This window comes from Psychrobacter sp. T6-6 (assembly GCF_052258185.1).
In the GTDB taxonomy this organism is placed as follows: Bacteria; Pseudomonadota; Gammaproteobacteria; order Pseudomonadales; family Moraxellaceae; genus Psychrobacter.
The window spans coordinates 40,797-65,995 of sequence record NZ_JBQQEX010000012.1 but is presented as its reverse complement, the minus strand read 5'-3'; the positions used below and the strand labels follow the sequence as shown (position 1 = coordinate 65,995).

Here is a 25,199-nt window from a genome sequence, read left to right as displayed (position 1 = left end):
GCAAATGACACTATACATCAAATGCCCAGCCTGTCTAAGTGACAATATAAAGAAAAATGGTTTCAAAAGCTATACCCTAAGGGAACCACCTATTTCACCCTTCAAACCTATTAACAGACCACTTAAAACAGACTGGTATAATGGAACCACTTATAACAGACTATTTTAGGTGTTTATGTTTATCAGAGCGTATCTACGAGCGTCAACCAAAGAACAAGACGCTAAACGTGCCAAAAGCGAACTCATAGCATTTGCCAACGACTATGGCCACAAAATTGCTGCCTTCTATGTCGAAAACGAATCAGGAGCTATCTTGGCGCGACCAAAGCTTATGCAGCTGATTGAAGATGCTCATAAGGGCGATGTGATCTTAGTTGAGCAAATTGATCGCTTGGCACGTTTGAATCAAGCTGATTGGGATACGCTTAAAAGAATGCTGTCAGAAAAAAAGCTCTCTATCGTATCAAAAGAGCTGCCGACCTCATATATGGCGCTTCAATCTGAAAGCAGCACTGAATTTATGAGCAGTGTATTGCAGGCCATTAACTCGATGATGCTGGATATGCTCGCAGCCATTGCTCGAAAAGATTATGAGGATCGCCGTAACCGTCAGATGCAAGGGATTGCTCGTGCTAAGGCAGAAGGTAAGTATTCAGGACGCAGGAAAGATATGGAGAAGCGTAAGATTATTGCCAGTCTACTCAAATCAGGTCATAGCTATTCTGAGATACAAGGTATGACCAAGTGCTCACGGCATCTGATCGCTGATGTGGCCAAGGAAAGACCGAAGATGCTCAGTAGTCATTAAGTGGTTCCAATATAGTAGTCTACTATGAGTAGTCTATTAATGGATTAATGAGCCTTTTTAGAGGGTTCCGCTGGGTTATACATTGGCTACCGCTTGGGCTTATCTGCTATGTGGGCGCAATTTCTATTGCACCGGCAACAGCACAACCCTGATATGCTTTGCCTGCGTAAGTTAATATTGCAGTAAATTCATTTTGATAGCCATTGTCATCGATACAAAGGTTATTTTTTATATTCACAACAATAGGCTGTCCATTGACAGTACTCGCGTATTCGACACCTTCAGTATTGACAGAACCAGAACCCACCACGGTAACTGTTGCTGTCGTTGGCTTTAAGAAATTTGCCTCTATACTTAGCTCATTTCCTTCAATCACTATTCGCCAAATTTTCCCTTTGTTTCCAAAAGCAGTAAATGCCCCTGACGCTACCGGCGCTTCTATTGTAGGCTGCTTACTCAGATCCGTGGTGTCGGCACGATGGTTACTACAAGCCACTAGAGCTAAGCTGCCCGTTAAGCACATTGTCGTTAGAAGCAAAGAACGCATAATTTTTCCTTTAAATATAATAAGAGAAGAGGGCGTTCAAAACTCTGTGTCAACTAAATTAAAGACGCTAGCCAATTTAATAAACGCCCCGTGCGTGATTATTTGGATTCTTGATTGGATAATATTTGAATATTTGCCGTATTTTACTAGCTTGAACATATCATTCACTGGGGTGGAGTGTTAATCTGTTATGTTTTTTCATTGGATTTGCTTTGGTCTATTGTGTACTAGCTAAAATCTACTCGAAGATATGGATGTAATATATAGTTTTTCCGACACCAATAAACTCAACTATTTTGGATGTTAAAATAATCAATTATTTTTTAATACGAAAGGTTTTAAGATGAAATCAAAGAAAATACTCGCCCTTGCATTTGTGATGTCGTGTATAGCTACTTTAGCAGGCTGTAACACAACACCTGATAACAGTAGTCAGTATACTAATGCAGTAGAGACTTCTCATAAAAATAGTCACAGTAATATTGCTAACCCCCAAGTTTTGGATATCAAGGGCAGTATTACTGGCTATGATACAAAGGAATATATATTCCATGCACAAGCTAATCAAGTATTAAGAGTAGTAAGACAAAACACATCAGACGATGTGGTATTAAAGTTACTGTATCTTGGAAATAACAATAAAACTAGTGAACTCTCTGGTGATTTCCAAGTCCTGCCTTATACAGGGGATTATAAGCTTATCGTAAGCCAAACACGCAATGATGCCCGTAAGCATGCAAACACCGCAAAAAACTTTAATTTGAAAGGCTTTATCACTGACCAGCAGCAACCATCTAACCAGCAAAATTATGTCGTCAACTACAAGTGTGATAGCAACGAAAATCTAAGCGTAACCTACCACTTTAATAACCAAAAAACTAGTGCGACAGTGACTTACGATAATATTTCACAACAGCTAAACTTTGATGATCAATATAGTAAAAAAAATAATCCAGTATTCTCCAATAATAACTACTTACTGAGCGTAGGAACTATTAATGATGGCGTGTTTGGAGACTCAATGGTCTACTCTTTGTTAGATTTAAAAAAATCTAAAGGTGGCTACGCGTTATTGCAAAACTGTCAAAAATTATAAACGCCTTCAGAAAAATAAAAAAGGGAAAATAGCCATAATCAGATAATGGGAGTTTCCCAAACTTTGTGTAACTGCTTATAATCCACTAACTGGAGAATAAGCAATGACTACTCAATCTGACCTTAAAAAACTGGCCGAGCAAATGGCAGTTACACAGAATCTGGGATGGGCTCAAGTAATAGCCATAATATAGCGTCGTTCTTCTATTTCTTGTTGGCTAACGAGGATAGGACGATCATCAGTAATTGATTCTTCGAATTTAGAGTCTTCCATACTAGCTCCTATTAGTAATAATAAATTCGCTCAGCAAATTATATAGTCTTCTATCTAGACAATCTTTCTCTTACTGGTATACCTTATTTGGCTAATTTAGTTGTGTTAATGATTTAGACGTAGTAGAGCGTGATTGTTTGATATCAAGAGCGATTGTGACTGAATAATTCGTACTTCTAGTATCTCCTAAAGTTGCATAACTTATTGGCTCTAAAACTTTCTGGGGCCTATATGGACTAAATAACTCATCAATAGTGTAGTGAAAACTACCATCATCTACTCCAAATACATAATCAAAAAATATTTTGGCCATTGCAGACTGAGGGTGGCTAGCATCGCGAAAAGATTTATTGCGATTCCAACTACCACTATGTATTTTACCGAAAACCCTTTCTATATTACCAGAAACAGAATTTGAAGCATGTCTTCGAGTAATATTTGGTTTTTGCACGTATGCAGCAGCATTTTCAACAGATTTCCAAATGACATAATGCATGGTTGATACAGCGCATTCAGCTAGACATGATCTGAGAATGCTAACTAGCTTGTCGCCAATAGGCGGTGCTAGATCGTTCAGTCTTGACCTAGTAATCAGGTAGCTTAAACACTCTCCTAGTTGCACCTGTTCACACCAGCTCTTAAATTGACTATCCGCTACTAGAGGACTGACATTTTTTTTAGATTTAGCGTTTATCAAGATTTTAGTAAGATTCTCAATACTATAAGTAAACTCAAAGATCGCTTGATGGAAGTCTATTTCTAACTCCTGTTCTTCGCTGATGGTTACGTATTCGTAGCTATTTTCAGGAGCTAGTATGAGCAGATTTCGGTTAAAGAGATGATGTAGTATCTTTTCATCTAATTTAGAGAACGATGATAAAGGTAGTGATAAGTTATCATGTAGAGAAACTGTATTCTTTAAATTATCTGCTCCTATACTCTCTATAGTCGCTGCGAGTAGAAGCTTATCCACATCGCTAAGCTCATTAATTGAAGGAATGCTGCTTAATTGAATGCTTCTGCATTGATTAATATATTCTAGAGCGGCCTGTCTCTTCTCTTCTGCTAAGCGGTCTTGTTTAATACGATATTCTAAATACTCTTGATCCCTTCTCTTTTGAAGCGCTTCCCGACAATCATTACACCGCCATCTAATAAGATCTAATTGAATTAGTTGTGAACGAGTGTAGCAAATCTTAGTTGTACCGCAGTCTATGCATTGGCAATCTAGTACGGCAAGATGAGCATTTACTTTAACGATACTAGGTATATCTTGATGCTTAACATCAAACTCTTGACCTATCTCTCTACAGGTATATATAAAACCACTTCGTTTATCGGCTTCTCTTAGCCAGTATCTTTCACAAATAAGCTTATTGGTCTCTGTAATATCTGACTGATACTCTAGTTTAGTTTTCACGTTCACCTCTTAATACCGACTATATCCCGTGGATATTGTAGCTTACCACTGTGAGTATTGCTATCTTTAGCAGTGGTTAATGAGATGACAACAGATGATCGCATGATTGCCTTTGGCAAGCGCGTCCGTGAGGTGCGGAAAAAGAAGAGGATATCTCAGGAAAGGTTGGCAGAGATGGCAGGTATTGATCGTAGTTATATGGGAAACATCGAGCGTGGAGAGAAAAATGTTACGCTTAAGAAAGCATATGAGATATGTGATGCGTTAGATGTTGAGATACAAAATTTGGTCTGAGATTTAGACTACATACTCTCGACGAGTATGCTATGGCTGAGTTCAAACTTAGTCAGTTAACAAGAAAGTCACTCTTTGATAGATGATCAAATTATTTATTAAGTAAGTAATAGAGACTGATACTGCGTCGTCGTACTTTAATTATCAGGCAATATCTAGCACCAATAGATTAGAAAATTAGATGAACTGATAAGTTCTAATCTTTATGGTATGTCAAGATTTAAATATTATGAAGCAATGGGCGACGCTACATGAACTAATATCGCCAATTTCATGAACAACTGTGGCATAGTACAAATCAACTAGTGCTGCTCAGAAAAACTGGGAGGTTTTATGGCAACTACTATACGCTTGCTTGAGGCTAGTCATGGTGATTCGATTTTAGTGTCTCACTCATCAGAAGTAAGCACCTTCAACCTTCTTATTGACGGTGGGCCAGCTAAGGCTTTTGGTGTGGGACCTGGGCGGAGGCGCCCTGGTCCTTTGCGTATTGCCTTGGATGAAATAAAAGAAAAAGGTCAGTGTGTCGATCTGGTAATCCTGACCCATATTGATTCCGATCACATAAAAGGGCTTATAGAGGCCTTCAAAACTGAGGGCTATCTAAGTGATCTCACAAAAAGAGTATGGTTAAACGCATCTAGAAATATCTCAGATTATTTGAATGAGGCTGAGATATCTGAAAATGCTATTCCCTTTAGCACATGGGATACCCCAGAAACGAGTGTTAGCGAAGGTAAAACTTTTGAACAGATTCTTGATGATTTAGATTGTTGGAGGCGTGAAGTAATTGTTGCTGAAGAAGTAATTATTGAGGGGCCTTTTAAGTTTACAATTCTTTCGCCTACAGATAAGCATCTTAGAAGGCTTCATTACATATGGCCTGCGGAGCCGTTTTCTCCTTATACGGCAGGTGAGAAAAATGATTATGACCAAAGCGTAAGTGATCTTCTCAAAAATGATGCTTTTGCTAAAGACATATCACGTACAAATGGTAGTTCAATTGCTTTCATTCTTGAGGTAGAACAAAAGAAGTTTTTGTTCTTAGGAGACTCACATGCCTGTACCATAGTAGAAACTCTCGAAAAGCTAGGTTACACTAAGGAAAATAAACTTGCAGTTGATTACGTAAAACTATCTCATCATGGTAGTCATTGTAATACCAGTGTTGAAATGCTCGATCTTATTGAGTGTAGGTCTTATTTAATTAGTACCGATGGTACTAAGCATGGTCATCCTCATAAAAGAACTTTGGCGAGAATATTAAACGCACATTCAGATAACATAATTTATTTCAATTATGAGCATGCTTTAAAGGGGATTTTATTGGCTAGTGAGGTCGCGATTTACGGATCGAGATTGCGCTATCTCAATAGAGAGATTCAGATTTAATATGATGAATAAATACGAGTTAATGAATGCTCACGCTGTTAAGGTAAATGGCGGTAGCGGTGTGTTGATTAGTGCGCTGTCTCAAGAGTATTCTTATGTCTTAACAGCTGCCCATGTAATTAGAGACGCTGCAAGTCTTGAAGGTTTTCAAAGTCATGAAATCCTTAATCATGAGAGGGAGCGAATTAATGTTATTCAAATTTATTTCCACCCTGACACAAACGTAGACTGTGCAGTAATTAAGATTCCGTATCAAGAGAGTATAAATTTAACAATGTATATAGGGGAGCCACCTCCTCGAACTCCATTAATGATGGTTGGATATCCAGACACTCGCTCAAGGGAAAAATCTTTTAATAACCAAGTTAAACAACAGACTGCTGAATTAGTTTCATGGATAGGAGGTGAGATTGTAATATCTGCAGATGGCGGCCCAGATAAATCGATGATTGACGGATTTTCTGGGGCAGGAGTTTATTGTCTAGATAATGAAAGCTTCTGCCTTATTGCTATCGAATACAGCATGGATGGAGCAGAGGTTGAGGAGTATTTCGGTCGAGTTAAGTGTAACGCTATTCGTTGGTATAAGGAGTTAGTTGAATACCATTCTTTGGCGTCCATTAGGCCTAGTTTTCTTGAATGCTTTTCTAATTTAAAAGACAAAACATTTAATTATGATTTCCCAGGTACTGATCTAATAGCTCATATTAAGGAGGAGTTCGGAGGAATTATTGACGAAATACTGGAGGATAAGTCGACAAAACCTAGTCTCATATTGACGAAATACGAGAATAATCTACTGTTTTCTAATGAGCATCCATCTTCGCTTTTAGATATCAGATTGTGGATATCTTATCTAGAGTTCATGGCTATATCGGTCTTGCTTGATGATCCTACTAACGCTGACTCAATCTATTTTTCTGGACTTGAAACGAAGAGAAGATTTGTTTTTAGTAAAAGTGAAAAAAACTGGATAGGTGAGCTACGAAATTTGCTTGAGCTAGCAGGCAATACGTTAGATGAAGGAGGATCGTTAATCATTGACAACTGCGAGCTGAATCCAATTGTGATGCCACCGAAGTTTCAAATCAAAGAAATCCTAGAAAATATTGCAAGACCAAGAGCTACTGGCAGTAGATTGAAGATAAACCGTGTGTCGGTGGAAAAGTGCAACACACTTAAGATTGCGCATATACGGGCCTTGCATAAGCGATGTGTAATCGAGAATTTAGATGAGTTTTACAATAATAACTCGTCTGAATATGTTGAAATGCTGCGGGGGTTCTATAATGTCCATGTCAATTAAGAATTTTGATTTTACTGAAATCCAGCGAAGTTTTTCAACCGTTAATTTTAGTTTTTATATTTCCGAAAACCAGTCTTTTATAAGTTGTATTCTATGTGAGTTTGAGACTGCGCAGAGTCTCATTGAACAATGGGAGGCCATTCAAAATTTTGTGTCTGTGTTCCACCAGCCACAGGCTGAAGCGGAGCGATGGAATGTATATTTAATGCTTCTCTGCCCTGAAACGATAAACATTAGAAATAAATACATTATTCAGAATGATACCTACATTGCGAGAAAGGTAGTTGTGGAAAATGAGTCTGTACCTGTGAAAAGCTCAAGAATAATTGAGATTCTTAATAATGAACTACTAGGCTTTGATCTGAAAATTGACTTTGATAAAGTCACAGTCGAGTGCAATTATCAGTCAAGTATTACAGATTTTCTTGTAGATATTCCCTTGGACGCGAGCGTGAGCGCTCGAAGTATTCGTGAAAAGAAGATTAAAACCCTTATTGATTACATAAGCAGGAAGTCATGAAACTTAAAAAAGTCGTAATTGAAGCGTTCCGTGCCTACAAATACAAGGCTGATGGTACCTTTGATTTTACGATCGATGGGAATAAGCCTTCTGATTTTGTTTCTATCTATGCACCGAATGGATTTGGGAAAAGTTCATTTTACGATGCTGTAGAATGGGCGCTTACAAACAACGTTTCTCGATATATCGGTGATGCTTATAAGAATAATAATAAAGCTGCGGCTAAAGGCACAAAGGTAGAGGATGAGCCTCAGTATATACTAAGGAATAAAGATGTTGAAAGCACAGTGAAAACATCTGTTTTGGTCAGTACGACAGAGAAAGATTTTCCACGTGAATTAAATAATATACGTGTGGACTCGCGTGATATTAGGTTTAATGATAATGATACTGAAGAAGGCACAAAAATCTTTAGAGATATTATTCTCTCTCAAGATGCCATAGATAGATTTGTTCGCGATATAAAACCGGAGAATAGATATGAACTATTTATGGATTATTTTGATGGTAATGCTGAAAAATCTCGCAAGAATTTGCATATTATGGCGCATGAAATCAATTCTAAACTTGTAGAGTTGAATCGTAGACGCTCAGAGATTACTTCACAGATAGTCGATGGAGATGATGAAGTTGTTTTTGTTGAATATAATAATACAGTAAGCCACCTCCTGTCATTTGGAGAAGTAGTGCAACCCATACGTGCTGATTTCACTTCAAGTCAGGAGCTTGAAACTGTTTCGTTTATTCTGAAAAGAAAAAATACGCTTAGTCTCAAACGTAAATATCTTAATGATCTCGTTGAGTCTTTGCAGCAAAATTTGGATAGAGCTGGAGAGATAGGAAGACTTCTGCTTAGGAAATCAGAACTTGAGCCTGAAATAAAACGAATTAGTAGAGGCGTTGAAGATAGCCAAAAGTACCAACAACTCTATCAACTACATCTGAAAAAGAATGACGATAAAGGCGTTGTTCTAGCAAGAGTTAACGAGCTTAATGAATTGAAGTCTGAACTACCACAATTTATAAAACTTCATTCATTGCTTGAACAATGTCATATAGAACAAAAAACCCTCCATAACACTAAGACTGACTTAAATTCAAAGATTGAAAAAGAAGTATTTAGTCTGAAATATATTGAGACTGATATTAGCACCCAGCAATTTAATCTACAAAACTTGAACGAGTTGCAGGTGAATGCCAGTAATATTTATATTGAGATTGCAAATACTCGTCAGCTTGTTTTGAGTTTAGAATCAGAAATTGAAGCACTAAACACCAGTAGAAATATTGATCTAGCGTCTATAGATGCGAAGCGACTTGATCTAGATCAGATTAACTCTCTTGAAGTTAGTGTTGAAAGTTTACTTTCAAATGATACCTCATTTCTATATACCGATAGTTCTATCATATTAGAGCTTTCAGAGCTACATTCTAAGTCAATCAGCTGTACAGAACATTTACACAGTTTGCTAACTGTGCAGAAAGCGCTCACCGAGCAATCAAGCACTATTGAACGTCTAGTAGGTTTGGGTCTTGAATATATCAGTCTTCATCCAACAAAAACCTGTCCACTGTGTACGCATGACTACTTGGATGAAGAAAATTTGAAGAATGCCATTATTAGCAATAGTTATGCTTCTCAAGCTCTACAAGATAATTCTAAAATGATCGAGAGTGCTTTCCTTTTAAAAGATGAGGTTAAGCAAAGAGTAAAGGAAATACTAGCTGAGGTTTCGGATAGAAAGAATCGAGTTACGGACAACATTAGATCCGCTATTCGACAACTAGATGAAAAGATTAGTAAAAACCAAGAGTCTCGCCTATATTTAAATACGAAGTTGTCAAATTCTATTGAAAAAATATCATCACGTAATGCCTTAGTACTGAATCTTGAGCCAACTGATCTCAAAATTCATTTGAATAAAGATAAGGAAGTCGCGACTGAACTGCTGTGTAAGTTAATCGAAGACAAAAATAACACTCAGGAAAAGATAGATAACCTAAGGTCAGAATTGAATGACTTGATCGTACAGATAGGTGCTTGTCAAAGCCAAGAGCTATCTATCAAACAAAACCCACTATACATTAAGTTTGATAATTTCATTCGCGCGAATGCTACGGATGTAAGTGAAGTTTCAACCGTAATAAATAATGTTCTTTCAAATAGTACAGCCACGATGGAGGCTATTAATAAGGATGTGGAAGATATTGTAGAGCGTTGTAAGTCACTAAAGGCTGAGATGGAATCTGAAGGAAATTGGCTGAATGGCGAGTTCCTAAGAGCTCGTCATTCAGCCTTATCTTTAGAAATTGCTGAGTATGATGCTCAGATAACTCCGTACCTTAGATGCTTATCCGAGCTAGTTGGTGATGTAAGATTGAAGACTGAAGCGGAATTTAAGACCGCAATCAAAAAAAAGCTTTCTATTATTCGCACCAGTCTTGAACAAGTTCATAGAATACTGACATCTTATGAATTATTGGAAGCCCAACTTAAAACATTAGTACCTTATGTTCAGAATATAACAAGAAGAGAGAAAATCACCCAGATTGAGGTAGAAATAGGTAAATATTCAAAAGTTGCATCGATTTTAGAGGAGGAGATAAGAGATGTTACGACTTGCTTGGAAGAACAGATAAAATCATATTTCTACACCGACCTAATTAATGTAATATATCAAAAAATTGATCCTCATCCTGCATTCAAAAAAGTTGAGTTTTCAGCCAAGTTTAATGTGGGTGAGCGCCCTCAACTGAATATCGTCATTTCAGATGATCAATGCAAGACAATTTCACCAACTCTCTATTTCAGCTCTGCTCAATTGAATATCTTAAGTTTGAGCGTATTTTTGGCAAAAGCAATCCATGCTAAGCATAATGGCAAGCCGCTTGACGTGATACTAATTGATGATCCAATTCACTCAATGGATTCAATCAATGTGTTGTCGATGATCGATATGCTTAGAAATATTTCTGTTCAGTTTAACAAGCAGATTATCATTTCAACTCATGATGAGGGTTTTTTTGAACTTTTACAGAAAAAAATTCCTGTAGAAGTATTTGGCTCCAAATTTATTACGTTAGAGTCGTATGGCGTTGTTGCACAAAATATAATTTAAAAAGAGCTAGTGGTTATTCTTCTTCTGGAGTGATTTCCAGCAACTGAGTCTATTAACTTTAGTTAGGTTAACTTACTGTTTAAGCAGTTAGTTGATCCATATTGCCTTGGCTTCTCTAAGTATTAAACTAAATCCAATATCAAAGATTTAACTTCCAATGATAGTCCCTCACTAACGCGTCGAAACTGTTCGATCAGTCCATAGCTTCAGCTAATTAAATGAATTTGGCTTTTTGGACGATGTTAAAAGCATCTGTTTTGGGATACATTCATAAGATAGCTTGAACCTGTAAAGCACATACTAGATCATCATCTAACAACCAAGACAGCTGATATCTTTGATCTACTTAGATAGATTTCTCTTTACAGCTTCTTACAGTAATTTCTAATCATCTTGGTCACGTATACTAACGGTAACTATCCTGAAAATAGTTGAAGTCTATATGTTTAAAAATCTAGCAGACTGAAATTACACAACATATGTTAAAGTATAAGTCATCCCTAACACTAGCTAGATAGGAAGCCTACTGCCATGGCTGGTATCAACAAATTAGAGTTATCCGAAACAGATATTATCAGCAAATTCATTCTGCCTGCCATTAAGAGTTCAGGTTGGGATGACATGACCCAAATTCGCGAGGAAGTGAAGCTTCGTGATGGTAAAGTTATCGTCCGTGGTCAAATGGCAGTGCGTAAGACGGTCAAATCTGCTGATATTGTTCTGTATCACAAGCCTAATCTGCCGCTTGCTGTTATCGAGGTCAAAGCGAACAAACACTCTATTGGTAAAGGGATGCAGCAAGCGCTTGACTATGCTGGGCTGCTCGAAGTGCCGTTCGTGTTTTCATCCAATGGTGATGGCTTTATTTTTCATGATAAAACCAGTACCACTGTACTCGAAACAGAGATTTCACTAGAGGATTTTCCAACACCAGCTGAGCTATGGGATAAATACTGTCAGTGGAAAGGCTATACGCAGGCACAGCTGCCTATCATCACTCAAGACTATCATGATGATGGCAGTGGTAAGTCGCCACGCTACTATCAGCTACAAGCCATCAATAAGACCATAGAAGCCATTTCTCGTGGACAGGATCGCATCCTGCTCGTAATGGCAACAGGGACGGGTAAAACTTACACTGCATTTCAAATCATCTGGCGTCTGTGGAAGGCTAGAGAAAAGAAACGTATCTTATTTTTAGCAGACCGCAATATTTTGGTCGATCAAACTCGGGTGAATGACTTTCAGCCTTTTGGCACTGCGATGACCAAAATAGAAGGCCGTACCGTTGATCCAGCCTTCGAGATTCATCTTGGCTTATATCAAGCGTTAACAGGTCCAGAAGAGCATCAGAAAGCCTTTAAACAGGTTGCACCAGACTTCTTTGACCTGATTGTCATTGACGAGTGCCACCGAGGTAGCGCTGCTGAAGACAGTGCTTGGCGTGAGATATTGGAGTATTTTAATAGCGCCACACAAGTAGGCTTAACAGCGACACCTAAAGAGACTGAAGAGGTATCTAACTCTTATTATTTTGGGGATCCTGTGTATACCTATACCCTAAAACAGGGTATCGAAGATGGGTTTTTAGCGCCCTACAAAGTGGTTCGAATTGATATCGATGTCGATATGCAAGGCTGGCGTCCAACCAAGGGACAGACAGATAAGCATGGTGAGTTGATTGAGGATCGTATCTATAATCAAAAAGATTTTGATCGTAGTTTGGTGATTGATGAGCGTACTGAGTTGGTGGCACATACCATAACTAGCTACCTTCAGCGCACTGACCCCATGGCTAAAACTATTGTATTCTGTAATGATATTGATCATGCGGAGCGCATGCGCCGAGCTTTAATTAACTGCAATCCTGAGCAAGTTAAAAAGAACGAAAAGTATGTCATGAAAATCACGGGTGATGATGAGCTGGGCAAAGCGCAGCTTGATAACTTCATCAATCCAAAAAAACCTTATCCAGTGATAGCGACAACATCAGAGCTGATGACAACTGGTGTCGATGCTCAAACCTGTAAGCTTATCGTGTTAGATCAAAACATCAAATCGATGACCAAGTTTAAGCAGATTATCGGCCGTGGTACTCGTATCAATGATAAATACGGTAAGCTATGGTTTACGATTCTCGACTTCAAAAAAGCGACTGAGCTATTTGCAGATGAGCGCTTTGATGGTGTTCCTGAACGTATCATGAACGTAACCCCAGCGCAGATTAATGAAGGAAGCGATGAGCTAGATGAAGTGGTGGATGGTGAGTCAGACGCAGAGTTAGATATTGTTAATGGGACTGATCTAGCCTACACAACCCAAGGTGATAAGAGCGGCTTTGATTTAGGGGCTGGTATGGGTGATGATATTGGAATGAGTGAGCGAGCTAAAAAATATCATGTGAAAGGTGTAACCGTACAAGTAATGGCACAGCGTATCCAGTATTATGATACTGATGGTAAGCTGGTCACCGAGTCCTTTCAAGACTATACTCGCAAGACTTTCAGCAAGCAGTTCGCTAGTTTGGATGAGTTTACCAAGCGTTGGAACGATACTGAGCGTAAACAAACCATCATCGATGAGCTGGCAAACGCTGGTATTATTTGGGAAGCATTGCAGGAAGAGATCGGTTCAGATATGGACCCCTTCGACCTAATTTGCCATGTGGTATATGATCAGCCACCTTTGACCCGTCGTGAACGTGCGAATGAAGTTAAAAAACGCAATTACTTTACCAAGTATTCAGACACTGCTCAAAAAGTACTGAATGCTTTGCTCGATAAATATGCTGATGCGGGCGTAGAAGAGATCGAAAGCCTAAATGTGCTTAAAGTGAAGCCGCTTGATCAGCTAGGTAGTCCTATGGAAATTGTTAAACAAGGCTTTGGTAGCAAAAAAGATTACCAGCAAGCCATTAGTGATCTTGAAAACGAAATCTATTGGGCACCGCCACCTAAACAAGCTTAAGTGATTAAAAAACTTAGCTACAATCTATATATCTAAGCCTCTTATTGAGGCTTGTTTTATTCCTATTGTTTATTAAGAAGAGAAACAACATGTCAATCAGTTCAGTTATCAAGTCTATTCAAGATATCATGCGTCAAGATGCTGGTGTCGATGGTGATGCCCAACGTTTAAGCCAATTGTCATGGTTATTGTTTCTCAAGATATTTGATGCACAAGAAGAAGCGCTTGAGTTCGAACAAGAAAACTATAAGACTCCCATCCCTGAGAAATACCTTTGGCGTAATTGGGCGGCTGATCCCGAAGGCATCACTGGTGAGGAGTTACTAGAGTTCGTAAACGATGAAATATTCGTTGAACTAAAGAACCTGACGGCACCCGTAGATACCAACCCACGTGGCTTTGTCGTGCGTCAAGGTTTGAGCGACGCCTACAACTATATGAAAAACGGCACGCTGCTACGCCAAGTAATTAACAAGCTCAACGAAGTGGACTTCAATCGTTCAGATGAGCGCCATCTGTTTGGTGATATTTATGAGCAACTGTTATGTGATTTACAGAGTGCGGGTAATGCAGGTGAATTTTATACTCCTCGTGCCGTGACGCGCTTCATCGTTGACCGTGTGGATCCAAAGCTCGGTGAGCGCGTCATGGATCCAGCTTGTGGTACAGGTGGGTTTTTGGCCTGTTCGTTTGATCATGTCAAAAACAACTATGTTGAAACTGCTGAAGATCACCAAGTACTACAGCAGCAGATTTTAGGGTTTGAAAAAAAACAACTGCCACATTTGCTCTGTACGACCAATATGATGCTGCATGGCATCGAAGTACCCGTACAGATACGTCACGATAACACCCTAAATAAGCCGCTATCGAGCTGGGACAGTGATATTGATGTCATCGTAACCAACCCACCTTTTGGTGGCACTGAAGAGCACGGTATCGAAAAGAACTTCCCTGCTGAATTCCAAACACGCGAAACGGCAGACTTGTTTTTGCAATTAATCATTGAGGTCTTGAAAGATAAAGGTCGCGCTGCCGTCGTGTTACCTGATGGAACCTTGTTTGGTGAAGGGGTAAAAACCAAGCTCAAGAAGATGCTGACAGAGGAATGTAATCTGCATACCATCGTGCGCTTGCCAAACGGTGTGTTTAACCCTTATACGGGGATCAAGACCAATATTCTCTTCTTTACCAAAGGACAGCCCACCAAAGAGATTTGGTTTTATGAGCATCCTTATCCTGAAGGCGTCAAAAACTATAGCAAAACCAAACCAATGAAGTTTGAAGAGTTTCAACCCGAGATTGACTGGTGGGGTGATGAGTCTGATGGCTTTGACAGTCGTGTTGAAAACGATCATGCTTGGAAGGTCAGTATAGAAGAGGTCATCGAGCGTAATTATAACCTCGATATCTCAAACCCTTACCAAGGAGAGGTCATTGATTATGACCCTAATAAGCTACTCGCTGAATATGCTGAACAACAACAAAGCATCGATACGTTACGCAGCCAATTAAAAGATGTACTGGGCGCTGCGCTGTCTGCTAACACGACAGAGGACAAGTAGCTATGAATGTAAAAACGAGCTTAGAGGTGGGTAAAGACGCAAACAAACCAGAGCAGTTGATCACTGGACATATCGATATCTGGACTAGCGCTATACTGGCTAAATCGACTAGTGGGCGTGGCAGTAGCAAAAAGTATGAGCTATACGGCATTAGCAAATTACGTGAGCTGATTTTGGAGTTAGCAGTACGTGGCAAGCTAGTGCCGCAGGATGCTAATGATGAGTCTGCCTCTGTTTTGTTAGAAAGAATAGCGGCTGAAAAAGCTCAGTTGATTAAAGATAAGAAGATTAAGAAGACTAAAGCAGATGGTAAAGTTAATGAAGATGAAAAACCTTTTGATCTTCCTCGTGAGTGGCAGTGGACTCGACTTAACTTTATAACAGAGATAAACCCACGTAATACGAATGTTGATGATAAAACTAAAGCATCATTTGTTCCAATGACTCTAATCACTACATCATACGATGGAGTACATGATTCTGAATCAAGGCCTTGGAGTGAAATAAAGAAAGGCTATACCCATTTTGCTAATGGCGATATTGCTATTGCGAAAATAACACCTTGTTTTGAAAATAGTAAAGCTGCTATTTTTCGTAACTTAGAAAATGGTATTGGCGCAGGGACAACAGAACTCCATGTTGCGCGTCCTTTTGGAGAGCAAGTTGAAAGAAATTTTCTTCTTTTATATTTTAAATCACCTAACTTCTTAACTATGGGTCAAAAGCTTATGACTGGCTCTGCTGGACATAAAAGAGTCCCAAGAAGTTTTTTTGAAAGCAATCCTATTCCACTTCCACCGCTTGCAGAACAAAAACGCATCGTCGCTAAAGTCGATGAACTCATGCTGTTATGTGATCAGCTAGAGCAGCAAACCGAAGCCAGTATCGAGGCTCACGCTACGCTTGTGGAAGTGTTATTAGCCACGTTGACAGATAGTGCTGGCGCTGATGAGCTGGCACAAAACTGGGCGAGAATTGCTGAGCATTTCGACAGCCTGTTCACTACTGAGCAAAGCATTGACGCTCTAAAGCAAACTGTGCTGCAATTGGCGGTAATGGGTAAGTTAGTTCCGCAAAATCTAGATGAAGAACCTGCTTCGGTGTTGTTAGAACGCATAAATGAAGTTAAGTCTAAACTAGTGAAAGAACAAGGTTTAAGAACTTCGGCATCTAAAGAGCTAAATGCCGATGATAAATACCTTACTCAGCCGCATGGTTGGGAATGGATGCGTTTAGGTAATCTTGCAAAGTTTATTGATTATCGTGGCAAGACTCCAACAAAAATAGAAAATGGAGTCAGATTAATTACTGCAAAAAATATACGTTATGGCTATGTTGATTTAAAACCAGAAGAGTTTATATCAGAAGATGAATACACCAGTTGGATGACACGAGGATTTCCAAAACAAGGAGATACTTTATTCACTCCAGAAGCTCCACTTGGAAATGCTGCCAATATAGATATAAAAGGAAAATTTGCATTGGCTCAACGAGCTATTTGTTTCCAATGGCATCTTTCTGAAATTAGTGATTTTTTGCTATTACAAATATTGGCTCAACCTTTTCAACTACAGTTAATAGATAACGCAACAGGTATGACTGCTACAGGTATAAAAGCTTCAAAGCTCAAGGAAATACCTATGATAATCCCCCCTTTAGCTGAACAACAGCGTATAGTTGCTAAAGTTGATGAGCTAATGGCTATTTGCGATCAGCTAAAAGAGAAGCTAAAGCAATCTCAAGAGACGCAAGTTCAGCTTACTGATGCGTTGGTTGATCGGGCTTTAGGATGAGTTTTAGTGTTGAGCTAAGTGTTTTATATGTCTTGATAAGATATAATATCTCTTATCAAGACATTCTACTCGGTAAATCAAATAGTGTTGGTATTGCTACTAAGGACAACTGACCGTTTACACATTCCGTATTGTGCAGAATTAAAAATGCACAGTCAGAATATAACGCTCTACATTAGAAAATAAAACGACTTGTGCATAAATTAGGGGTTGTAAATGTTAAAGGAACTGGTCGCAATTTGCGTACTGATCCTATCGGACAACCCGTTTATATCAGTATGCCATCAGCAGATAAAATCAAAGTCAGTAACATCAAGTTCCGTGATACTCAGCGTAATACTGATGTACCGATTCAGTTGATTGATTTTGACAATGATCCGTACAGCAATACTAACTACGAGCTACCAAAGAACGAAGCTTTTATCTTACCGTTGACCGATGCACTCAAAAGCTGTGAAGTCAAACGTCGTGCGGACCAGAGTCAACAATGTGGTCTTTATGGTAATACAAAGTATCAAGTGAGCTTTGATATCTTGGTTGACAACCAAGCTTCAGAAACGCAGTCATTTACGTTTACGACAGGTCAAGTAAATTATTAGTAGGTAAACTAAAACACCAGTTCGGCTATTGAGACGATAGGGTAAGAATAAGGGCTGAAACAGATAACTGGTTCAGCCCTTATTTTGTAAAACACCTTTGACTATCCTTGAGCGTGTTATACAACTAATCATTAGCATTTTTGACTTTAGAACGATGAGTCTGGCTGTTGCAAAAAGGCTTTTTCATCATTGGTTGAGTCGCGTCCTAACGCCTCGTTGCGATGCGGATAGCGCCCAAATTGATCAATAATTTCTTTGTGGCGATATTCAAAGTCCAATGTGGTGGGATCATTCAACTGCTGGAATAGCGGCAGATAACGGTCATGAATCAGTGCTGACTCAGAATGCATAAATGGAATAATGATGAACCTGCGCCACTGCATCGGCAGCGTATCAAAGTAGGGCTGCTGAACCGCTTCTTGTGCCAGTACGATTGCCATACCGTCTTGAGCAAAAGCGTTAGCTTGACCGCGGTATAGGTTGCGTGAAAACTGATCCAACACGATAATCTCTGCTAATCGTCCTGCCAGCGCCGTAACCGAGCTATTACCGTCCAGTGAAGACTCCGCGATACGCCAAGTGACGCATTCACCTTGCACGGCTGTCTGCCAAGTACTACTGAATTTATCCGCTATCTGTTTATCAAAATGATCGTTTTGTTCAAACCAACACGCTTCATTGTCTTCATTAAACCAAAAATCCAACACTGCACGTGCCTCAGGATCGAGATGAGTCAAATCTATGTCTTTTGGGTCTAGTTGAGAAGAATGAGATCGGCTGGCAGAGGTGGAATAATCGGTTGAGAGTGCCATAAGATATTCTAATTATGATGAATTTAGTCTACTATAGCGCAAATATTTATATCTGTCTGTCAAGATACCAACAGCAGAGTGTCTATTAGGTAATCTATTATGAATGCAAAAAATCTAGAAAATTCTACCAACACAACACTACCACCAACCCCATATTATGTGCTCGATGAAGCGGCCATCGTCGCCAATATGAAAATCATCGCGCGTCTGTGTGAGTTGTCTGGAGCCAAGGCATTACTAGCGTTGAAATGTTTTGCTACATGGGGCGTGTTCGATGTGATGCAGCCTTATCTGCATGGTACGACCTCATCGTCGCTCAATGAAGTCAGATTGGGATATGAAACCTTTGGTAATAATACCGAGGCGGGTAGCCAAGATAAAAAAGAAACACATGCCTATAGCGTTGCCTATAGTGCAGATGAACTGCCAGAAGTATTGAGATACGCTGACAAGATTATCTTTAACTCAATCTCTCAGCTCAATGCTTTTAAAGACCAAGCAGCGGCGCAAAGTATTCCAGTCGGTTTACGACTAAATCCTAAGACCAGCAACTCATCGTTTTTGATTGCTGACCCTGCGCGTCCATTTAGCCGCCTTGGTGAGCATGACAAAGACAAAATTGCAGCAGTGCTCGGTGATATCACTGGTGTTATGATTCATAACAATTGCGAAAACGACAGCTTTGACGCTTTTAGTGAGAGTTTGGCTGATATTGAAAACAGATTCGGTGATGTATTAGCACAGCTTGAGTGGGTGAGCTTGGGCGGTGGTATTCACTTTATCGCACCTGGTTATCCACTAGAAAAGCTCGCTGACAGATTAAAAGCATTTAGCGAAACTTATGGTGTGCAAGTCTATCTTGAGCCGGGTGAAGCGAGTATCCATGGTGCGGGTACGTTGGTCACTACTGTCCTAGATACGATGCATAATCAGAAAAACTTAGCCGTCGTTGATGCTTCTATCGAAGCACATATGCTTGATTTACTGATTTACCGTGAGTCAGCACCGATTGCTGCGATCAATAATGCTACTGCTGACATCGCACCTATTGGTAATCCAGCGGAAGCTGCACCGTCTGAAGCTAATGCTGAGTCAGCAGAACATACTATTATCTATGGTCGTTCTTGCTTGGCAGGTGACATCTTTGGTGAGTATGCATTACCAAGTAACTTACAGATAGGGGATGAGATTGCCCTTGGCAATGCCGCAGGCTATACGATGGTGAAGAAAAACTGGTTCAATGGGGTCAACATGCCTGCAATTGTGATTCGTCGTTTGGACGGTCGTATCGATATCCAGCGTGAGTTTGATTACCAAGACTACAAAGCCAGCCTGTCTTAGGAGTTAGTTTTTTAAACAATGCTATTGTCGGTTTGTGATATTTTTAAGTATTAAAAAACAAAGACTTAGTTTGCATTAGTGAGTATTTTAGTATCTCTGCTTTTTATGCATATTTTTTACCGATAAGGGAATAAAAATTGTTATAATCGCCTCGGGCAAATACTGGAGTGGTATTTGCCCGACGGGTGCGTGGGTTTTCCTCGGTCTTCCTTTTTAATTCACGCATATCATTCACTCGTTTCTGTTTTGCATAGCCGCGATCAACGGTATCGACAGGGACACAAAGGAGGATTGTTCATTGAACACAAACCAACAAGCCACATCTAACAAAAAAGACGTACTCATCATCGGAGCAGGCGGTGTCGCTCAAGTGGTCGCGCATAAATGTGCGATGCACAATGATGTACTCGGCGAGATCCATATCGCCTCACGTACCAAAGACAAATGCGATGCCATCGCGCAGAGCGTAAAAGAAAAAGACAGCTTTAAACAAGCTGCAGTCTTGCATACGCATCAGGTCGATGCGATGGACAGCCAAGCAATTGTGCAGCTGATACAAGACACAAAAATACAAATACTCATCAATGTTGGCTCGGCATTTATCAATATGACCGTTCTAGAAGCTTGTATCGAAACAGGCACGGCATATATAGATACGGCGATTCATGAAGATCCACGTAAGATTTGTGAGACACCGCCGTGGTACAATAACTACGAGTGGCAACGCAAACAGCGCTGTGCAGACAACAATATCACTGCTATTTTAGGTGCAGGGTTTGATCCTGGTATGGTCAACGCTTATGCGCGTCTTGGCTACGACATGATGGATGCAGGTTCAGTGACTGATATTGATATCATCGATATCAATGCGGGCAGTCATGGCAAATACTTTGCGACTAACTTTGATCCAGAGATCAACTTCCGTGAGTTCACAGGTACCGTTTACTCTTGGCAAGACAGCAAATGGCAGTCTAACAAGATGTTTGAAGTTAAACGTACGGATGATTTGCCAGTTGTAGGCGTGCAGAACAGTTATCTGAGTGGTCATGATGAAGTGCATTCATTGTCAGCTAATTTAGATGTACCAAACATCCGTTTCTGGATGGGTTTTGGTGAGCACTATATCAACGTATTCACCGTGCTACAGAGCCTAGGACTACTGTCTGAGCAGCCAGTAATGACGGCTGAAGGTCAAGAAGTAGTACCGTTAAAAGTTGTAAAAGCCGTACTACCAGATCCAAGCTCGCTGGCGCCAAACTATACAGGTAACACTTGTATTGGTGACAAGGTTAAAGGCAAAATCAATGGCGTTGAGACTGAAGTGTTCATTTATAACGTCTCAGATCATAAAGATGCTTACAACGAAGTGGGTAGCCAAGGTATCTCATATACCGCAGGCGTACCCCCTGTTGCGGCAGCCATGCTAGTTGCAACTGGCGAATGGGATGCAGGCAAGATGGTCAACGTCGAAGAGCTAGATGCCAAGCCATTTATCAATTTACTGAATAAGATTGGTCTGCCAACGCGTATCAAAGATAGCGAAGGTGATAGAGCACTTGAGTTTGATATTTAGTTATCAGACTTTATTAATCAAAAAGCCTATCTGTTATAGATAGGCTTTTTTTATGTCTAGGTTTTTACTGTAATTTTACGAGGAAGTAATGGAGCAAATCCTGCTATCTGCAATTTCTGCTATGGCATCGGCTATTGGCGGAACAGGTTGCTGCTACAGTCACGGCTAGCGATGCCATTGCGTTCTTGCTACTATCTATCGTGGTTTGGACAAGTTTTATTGGTGCGCTGGGCGCACCCTACAACTGTCAAAAAATAGGTTGAATATTATGACTGAAAAAACAAGAGAAGAACGTTTTGATTTATTCCAATATTGGCTTATGGATTTATCAGATGCTTTAAATAGATTTATAGATTCAAAACCATTGTGTATAAGAGATAAACTTGATTACTCAATTGAGTCTTTAGATATTATAGAAAACTATTTATTAAGTCAGTATTCACATAACAATGAAATTATACAGGAGCCAGCTGACATACTTAACGGTTATAGTATCTATGTTGGCGAAACATTTAGGAAAGTACTAAGAGATAAGACCGATAGAGATCCAAATACTTGGAAAATTGAATTAGATGACGTGGATTATGTATTTTATAATTTACCTATTATAAAGGTAGGAGCATATACTGGTTGCCCTAGAGCGCTGGTGACTGCTTGTTTAGATAGAAGGAAAGGAAATTATTTTTCAAAAATTTTGATGAATCAAATCAAGTAGGATAATTAATTATTGATTTTATTAACTTAAAAGCCATCATTCGTCATGATGGCTTTTTTCATGCAATTTTACAGTCCAGTAGGGTGCGCCCAGCGCACCACATAACTAAAACACAATCAACCGATTAAACTTCACTAGGATTGTATTCTCGCAACGCCGCAATACGCTCATCTAGCGTTGGATGTGAGCGAAACAGGTTGGCAATACTAAAGCCTTGAGATTGTCCAGACGAGATTGCAAACGCTTTCATGCTCTCAGGCATTTGATCTGGTCGCTGTGCAGAAGAACGCAGTGCATCAAGCGCACTAATCATTTTTTCGCGGCTAGCAAGCTTTGCACCCATTTGATCCGCACGGAATTCACGTAAGCGTGAGAACCACATCACGATGGCAGACGCCAAAAATCCAAGCAAAATATCCATCACAATACTGGTGATAAAGTAACCGATACCGGGGCGATCACTAGTGTTTTTAAACACTGTCCGATCCACGAAGCTACCGACAATGCGCGCAAAGAACATCACAAACGCATTGACCACGCCTTGAATGAGCGCAAGGGTTACCATATCGCCGTTAGCCACATGACCAATCTCATGCGCCAATACGGCCTCGACTTCATCTTGATTCATGTTTTGTAGTAGACCAGACGACACTGCTACTAGTGCTTTATTCTTATTCCAGCCAGTTGCAAACGCGTTTGGCTGCGAATTATTAAAAATACCAACCTCAGGCATACCGATATTTACGGCTTGCGCTTGTTTTGCTACTGTATCGACCAGCCACTGTTCAGTAGCGGTGCGTGGCGATTCTATGACTACTGTACCTGTGGATTTTTTAGCCATCCACTTTGATATAAAGAGTGACACCATCGAGCCAACCATACCGTAGATACTGCACATAACTGCAAGACTGACATAGTTTAGCCCACCTGCCGTGTATACACCGCCAATCCCAAAAAATCTGGACAGTATCCCAAACACAATGCTAAAAACTACGATCACGGCCAAGTTGGTTAACAAGAACAATCCAATGCGCATCATGAGGCTGATTTCCTATGTGTAGTATCTGTATGACCTCGGTAGATAGTTATCTAAAAGGTTTGTTTGCTACGATAGATTTTACTGTGGTTTTCTCTGTCATACTATTTTAATATTGTCAAAGTGCTAAAACAATTATGTTGTCCCAACTATAGCGAGGTTTTTCGAGACAATTAGCGAGCTAGGTATATTAGCTCGTTACCAATACTGGTTAGCTACAGTACAACGTTACCGAAAGTATTGCCTATCGATCTAAGTATTAAGTTTTGGTCAACCATTTCTTATTTTGATTTATCCGAAGATAATGATGACCAAGATTAATCTCTAAAAAATTATAAAAATGAGAACATCCTATGCAACTAGAAATAAATATTATTGACGCCTTTACTAATACTTTGTTCAAAGGTAATTCCGCTGCGGTTATTGTGATAGATAAATGGTTAGATGATACTTTGATGCAGTCTATTGCGTCCGAAAATAATTTGTCTGAGACCGCTTTTATCGTTACTGATGATAACGATGTCTATCATATTCGTTGGTTTTCACCACTGACTGAAATTGACTTCTGTGGTCATGCGACCTTAGCTTCTGCTTACGTGCTGTTTAAGAAAAATCCGAACGTAAAGGTTATTCAATTTTCAGCCAAAGCAGTTGGTATACTTACCATTGTCCAAACAGAATCAGGAAAGATACAAATGGATTTTCCTAGTAGAATGCCTGAAAAAATTGATGAGATTCCTGATAGCTTATTGGCAGGGCTTTCTATTATGCCTGCTGAAGTCTATCGCAATACTCAAGCGTATTTTGTTATCTATGACTCTGAATCCGACGTATTGAATGTTGTGCGTGATAATGACAAATTGAAGCAGCTAGCACCTTATGATGTGGTGGTAACTTGTGAGGCAACCTCAGAAAAGTATCAGGATTATGATTTTGTCTCTAGATACTTTTGGCCAGCAAATGGCGGTGACGAAGACCCAGTGACTGGTTCGGCTCATACTGGGCTTGCACCTTTGTGGGCAGAGCGTTTGGGCAAAAGCGAATTGATTGCCTATCAAGCATCTAGCCGAGGCGGCGCGCTTGACTGTACTGTGGTAGGGGATAGAGTACTCATTTCTGGCAATGCCGTACCTTATCTTACTGGATTTATCACCGTTGAGGAGTAGATAGGTTTGACAGAATTAAAAACCGTTGGGTTGTTTGCGCTGACCGCATTGGCTGAGATTGCAGGGTGTTATCTGCCTTATCTGTGGCTGCGAGAAGGCAAGTCAATCTGGCTACTAATACCTGGCGCGCTGAGTTTAGTCGCGTTTGTTTGGCTGCTGTCATTACATCCGACCGCTGCAGGTAGGGTTTATGCAGCCTATGGCGGTGTATATATTTTTATGGCAATACTATGGTTATGGGCTGTCGATGGTATTCGTCCGACTTCATGGGACATAATAGGTGCTGTGGTCGCGCTACTTGGCATGGCGATCATTATGTTTGCGCCGCGTAGTGCCTAGGGCATGTCTTCAATTCAATCGATGGTAATCTAAATTGACTAAAAATGACTAAATTTTGCCAAACCGCGTCAAATAGCTGGATATTATCGAGACTATTTTCCTTGTTTGACGGCAATTTATCTCATTTCTATGACCATTTTTAAAATGAAGACACACCCTAGTTAGTAAATAGCCGCTAATAAAAAACGGTTCGCCAAATGATCGCATTTGATGAACCGTTCTATATGATTAGTATCTATATATAAAATTAGTGCTTGTCTCGGATACTGCCATTATTGCCGTCTTTCTTAGCTTGTTTGGCGGCTTTTTTCTCTTTAGCTGTTAAAAGCGGCTTCTTTTTGATGTTCTTCTTGCTGTCTTGACCCTTACTCATGGTAACTCCTTTGTAGATAACGCATACAACCCGTTAAGCCAATTGAGCTGACTTAAAGTAAGTATGGTGACAATTAACATAGTCGCTTACTGAATCGAGTATAGGCTTAAGCGTTAGTAATAGATAGCACTCGCACAATTCGCCT

At 39.8% G+C, this 25,199-nt stretch carries 21 protein-coding genes; 16 read left to right on the top strand and 5 right to left on the bottom strand.

Annotated elements, in window-relative coordinates:
• Positions 1-175 precede the first annotated feature (175 nt).
• Entirely contained in the window at positions 176-808 is a 633-nt protein-coding gene (locus ACTXGL_RS13170; RefSeq protein WP_299221956.1) for a recombinase family protein, read from the top strand.
• A 106-nt stretch (positions 809-914) separates the two neighbouring features.
• Here ACTXGL_RS13170 and ACTXGL_RS13165 read toward each other — a convergent pair whose 3' ends face one another.
• Positions 915-1,355, bottom strand: coding sequence for a hypothetical protein (locus ACTXGL_RS13165; protein ID WP_110817436.1), 441 nt, complete (start codon positions 1,353-1,355; stop codon positions 915-917).
• Positions 1,356-1,698: 343 nt separating this feature from the next.
• On the opposite strand from ACTXGL_RS13165, the gene ACTXGL_RS13160 reads away from it, so the two are divergent.
• Positions 1,699-2,451 carry an ACP-like domain-containing protein gene (locus tag ACTXGL_RS13160; RefSeq protein WP_443527185.1) on the top strand — a complete coding sequence of 251 codons (753 nt, stop codon included), beginning with the start codon at positions 1,699-1,701 and terminating at the stop codon, positions 2,449-2,451.
• Between the two features lie 364 nt (positions 2,452-2,815).
• Here the strand turns inward: ACTXGL_RS13160 and ACTXGL_RS13155 are convergent, their stop codons facing one another.
• Positions 2,816-4,144: a hypothetical protein gene (locus ACTXGL_RS13155; protein ID WP_443527184.1), complete on the bottom strand. Its 1,329-nt coding sequence runs from the start codon at positions 4,142-4,144 to the stop codon at positions 2,816-2,818.
• Positions 4,145-4,228: 84 nt separating this feature from the next.
• On the opposite strand from ACTXGL_RS13155, the gene ACTXGL_RS13150 reads away from it, so the two are divergent.
• The 9 genes from ACTXGL_RS13150 to ACTXGL_RS13110 all read left to right on the top strand — a co-directional run bounded on the left by ACTXGL_RS13150 (position 4,229) and on the right by ACTXGL_RS13110 (position 17,699).
• On the top strand, positions 4,229-4,438 hold the full coding sequence (locus tag ACTXGL_RS13150; RefSeq protein WP_443527183.1) for a helix-turn-helix domain-containing protein: 210 nt from the start codon (positions 4,229-4,231) through the stop codon (positions 4,436-4,438).
• 333 nt (positions 4,439-4,771) lie between these two features.
• A complete protein-coding gene (locus ACTXGL_RS13145) occupies positions 4,772-5,830 on the top strand; it encodes a ComEC/Rec2 family competence protein (RefSeq protein ID WP_443527182.1) in 1,059 nt (352 codons plus the stop codon).
• Between the two features lies 1 nt (position 5,831).
• Positions 5,832-7,136, top strand: coding sequence for an ABC-three component system protein (locus ACTXGL_RS13140; RefSeq protein ID WP_443527181.1), 1,305 nt, complete (start codon positions 5,832-5,834; stop codon positions 7,134-7,136).
• On the top strand, positions 7,120-7,656 hold the full coding sequence (locus ACTXGL_RS13135) for an ABC-three component system middle component 1 (RefSeq protein ID WP_443527180.1): 537 nt from the start codon (positions 7,120-7,122) through the stop codon (positions 7,654-7,656). The genes ACTXGL_RS13140 and ACTXGL_RS13135 overlap by 17 nt, the downstream gene beginning before the upstream one ends.
• The gene (locus ACTXGL_RS13130; RefSeq protein WP_443527179.1) at positions 7,653-10,775 is read left to right on the top strand and encodes a sbcc family protein; all 3,123 of its coding nucleotides are present in this window, start codon (positions 7,653-7,655) and stop codon (positions 10,773-10,775) included. The genes ACTXGL_RS13135 and ACTXGL_RS13130 overlap by 4 nt, the downstream gene beginning before the upstream one ends.
• Before the next feature lie 540 nt (positions 10,776-11,315).
• On the top strand, positions 11,316-13,742 hold the full coding sequence (gene hsdR / locus ACTXGL_RS13125) for an EcoAI/FtnUII family type I restriction enzme subunit R (protein ID WP_443527189.1): 2,427 nt from the start codon (positions 11,316-11,318) through the stop codon (positions 13,740-13,742).
• 89 nt (positions 13,743-13,831) lie between these two features.
• Positions 13,832-15,307, top strand: a complete 1,476-nt coding sequence (locus tag ACTXGL_RS13120; protein WP_443527178.1) for an N-6 DNA methylase — start codon at positions 13,832-13,834, stop codon at positions 15,305-15,307.
• 2 nt (positions 15,308-15,309) lie between these two features.
• Entirely contained in the window at positions 15,310-17,100 is a 1,791-nt protein-coding gene (locus ACTXGL_RS13115) for a restriction endonuclease subunit S (RefSeq protein ID WP_424510360.1), read from the top strand.
• A gap of 239 nt (positions 17,101-17,339) precedes the next feature.
• A complete protein-coding gene (locus ACTXGL_RS13110; protein WP_443527177.1) occupies positions 17,340-17,699 on the top strand; it encodes a hypothetical protein in 360 nt (119 codons plus the stop codon).
• A gap of 146 nt (positions 17,700-17,845) precedes the next feature.
• On the opposite strand, the gene ACTXGL_RS13105 is transcribed toward ACTXGL_RS13110, so the two are convergent.
• On the bottom strand, positions 17,846-18,511 hold the full coding sequence (locus ACTXGL_RS13105; RefSeq protein WP_443527176.1) for a DUF924 family protein: 666 nt from the start codon (positions 18,509-18,511) through the stop codon (positions 17,846-17,848).
• Between the two features lie 99 nt (positions 18,512-18,610).
• Between ACTXGL_RS13105 and ACTXGL_RS13100 the strand changes: the two genes are divergently transcribed.
• The 3 genes from ACTXGL_RS13100 to ACTXGL_RS13090 all read left to right on the top strand — a co-directional run bounded on the left by ACTXGL_RS13100 (position 18,611) and on the right by ACTXGL_RS13090 (position 22,140).
• The gene (locus ACTXGL_RS13100; RefSeq protein WP_443527175.1) at positions 18,611-19,852 is read left to right on the top strand and encodes a carboxynorspermidine decarboxylase; all 1,242 of its coding nucleotides are present in this window, start codon (positions 18,611-18,613) and stop codon (positions 19,850-19,852) included.
• Positions 19,853-20,150: 298 nt separating this feature from the next.
• Positions 20,151-21,425, top strand: coding sequence for a saccharopine dehydrogenase family protein (locus ACTXGL_RS13095; RefSeq protein WP_443527174.1), 1,275 nt, complete (start codon positions 20,151-20,153; stop codon positions 21,423-21,425).
• A gap of 268 nt (positions 21,426-21,693) precedes the next feature.
• Positions 21,694-22,140 carry a hypothetical protein gene (locus ACTXGL_RS13090; protein ID WP_443527173.1) on the top strand — a complete coding sequence of 149 codons (447 nt, stop codon included), beginning with the start codon at positions 21,694-21,696 and terminating at the stop codon, positions 22,138-22,140.
• A gap of 124 nt (positions 22,141-22,264) precedes the next feature.
• Here the strand turns inward: ACTXGL_RS13090 and htpX are convergent, their stop codons facing one another.
• Positions 22,265-23,179: a protease HtpX gene (htpX, locus tag ACTXGL_RS13085; RefSeq protein ID WP_443527172.1), complete on the bottom strand. Its 915-nt coding sequence runs from the start codon at positions 23,177-23,179 to the stop codon at positions 22,265-22,267.
• 350 nt (positions 23,180-23,529) lie between these two features.
• Here htpX and ACTXGL_RS13080 point away from each other — a divergent pair, with 350 nt between their 5' ends.
• Together ACTXGL_RS13080 and ACTXGL_RS13075 are read left to right on the top strand one after the other, a co-directional pair.
• The gene (locus tag ACTXGL_RS13080) at positions 23,530-24,342 is read left to right on the top strand and encodes a PhzF family phenazine biosynthesis protein (RefSeq protein ID WP_443527171.1); all 813 of its coding nucleotides are present in this window, start codon (positions 23,530-23,532) and stop codon (positions 24,340-24,342) included.
• A 6-nt stretch (positions 24,343-24,348) separates the two neighbouring features.
• Positions 24,349-24,681: a YnfA family protein gene (locus tag ACTXGL_RS13075; protein WP_443527170.1), complete on the top strand. Its 333-nt coding sequence runs from the start codon at positions 24,349-24,351 to the stop codon at positions 24,679-24,681.
• Positions 24,682-24,928: 247 nt separating this feature from the next.
• Here the strand turns inward: ACTXGL_RS13075 and ACTXGL_RS13070 are convergent, their stop codons facing one another.
• Entirely contained in the window at positions 24,929-25,054 is a 126-nt protein-coding gene (locus ACTXGL_RS13070; protein ID WP_443527169.1) for a hypothetical protein, read from the bottom strand.
• Between the last annotated feature and the right edge of the window lie 145 nt (positions 25,055-25,199).

Excerpts from the sequence above, each read along its gene's own strand:
- ACTXGL_RS13170 (WP_299221956.1), top strand. The coding sequence starts at position 176 with ATGTTTATCAGAGCGTATCTACGAGCGTCAACCAAAGAACAAGACGCT.
- ACTXGL_RS13165 (WP_110817436.1), bottom strand. The coding sequence starts at position 1,355 with ATGCGTTCTTTGCTTCTAACGACAATGTGCTTAACGGGCAGCTTAGCT.
- ACTXGL_RS13160 (WP_443527185.1), top strand. The coding sequence starts at position 1,699 with ATGAAATCAAAGAAAATACTCGCCCTTGCATTTGTGATGTCGTGTATA.
- ACTXGL_RS13150 (WP_443527183.1), top strand. The coding sequence starts at position 4,229 with ATGACAACAGATGATCGCATGATTGCCTTTGGCAAGCGCGTCCGTGAG.
- ACTXGL_RS13145 (WP_443527182.1), top strand. The coding sequence starts at position 4,772 with ATGGCAACTACTATACGCTTGCTTGAGGCTAGTCATGGTGATTCGATT.
- ACTXGL_RS13140 (WP_443527181.1), top strand. The coding sequence starts at position 5,832 with ATGATGAATAAATACGAGTTAATGAATGCTCACGCTGTTAAGGTAAAT.
- ACTXGL_RS13135 (WP_443527180.1), top strand. The coding sequence starts at position 7,120 with ATGTCCATGTCAATTAAGAATTTTGATTTTACTGAAATCCAGCGAAGT.
- ACTXGL_RS13130 (WP_443527179.1), top strand. The coding sequence starts at position 7,653 with ATGAAACTTAAAAAAGTCGTAATTGAAGCGTTCCGTGCCTACAAATAC.
- ACTXGL_RS13120 (WP_443527178.1), top strand. The coding sequence starts at position 13,832 with ATGTCAATCAGTTCAGTTATCAAGTCTATTCAAGATATCATGCGTCAA.
- ACTXGL_RS13115 (WP_424510360.1), top strand. The coding sequence starts at position 15,310 with ATGAATGTAAAAACGAGCTTAGAGGTGGGTAAAGACGCAAACAAACCA.
- ACTXGL_RS13105 (WP_443527176.1), bottom strand. The coding sequence starts at position 18,511 with ATGGCACTCTCAACCGATTATTCCACCTCTGCCAGCCGATCTCATTCT.
- ACTXGL_RS13100 (WP_443527175.1), top strand. The coding sequence starts at position 18,611 with ATGAATGCAAAAAATCTAGAAAATTCTACCAACACAACACTACCACCA.
- ACTXGL_RS13090 (WP_443527173.1), top strand. The coding sequence starts at position 21,694 with ATGACTGAAAAAACAAGAGAAGAACGTTTTGATTTATTCCAATATTGG.
- htpX (WP_443527172.1), bottom strand. The coding sequence starts at position 23,179 with ATGATGCGCATTGGATTGTTCTTGTTAACCAACTTGGCCGTGATCGTA.
- ACTXGL_RS13080 (WP_443527171.1), top strand. The coding sequence starts at position 23,530 with ATGCAACTAGAAATAAATATTATTGACGCCTTTACTAATACTTTGTTC.
- ACTXGL_RS13070 (WP_443527169.1), bottom strand. The coding sequence starts at position 25,054 with ATGAGTAAGGGTCAAGACAGCAAGAAGAACATCAAAAAGAAGCCGCTT.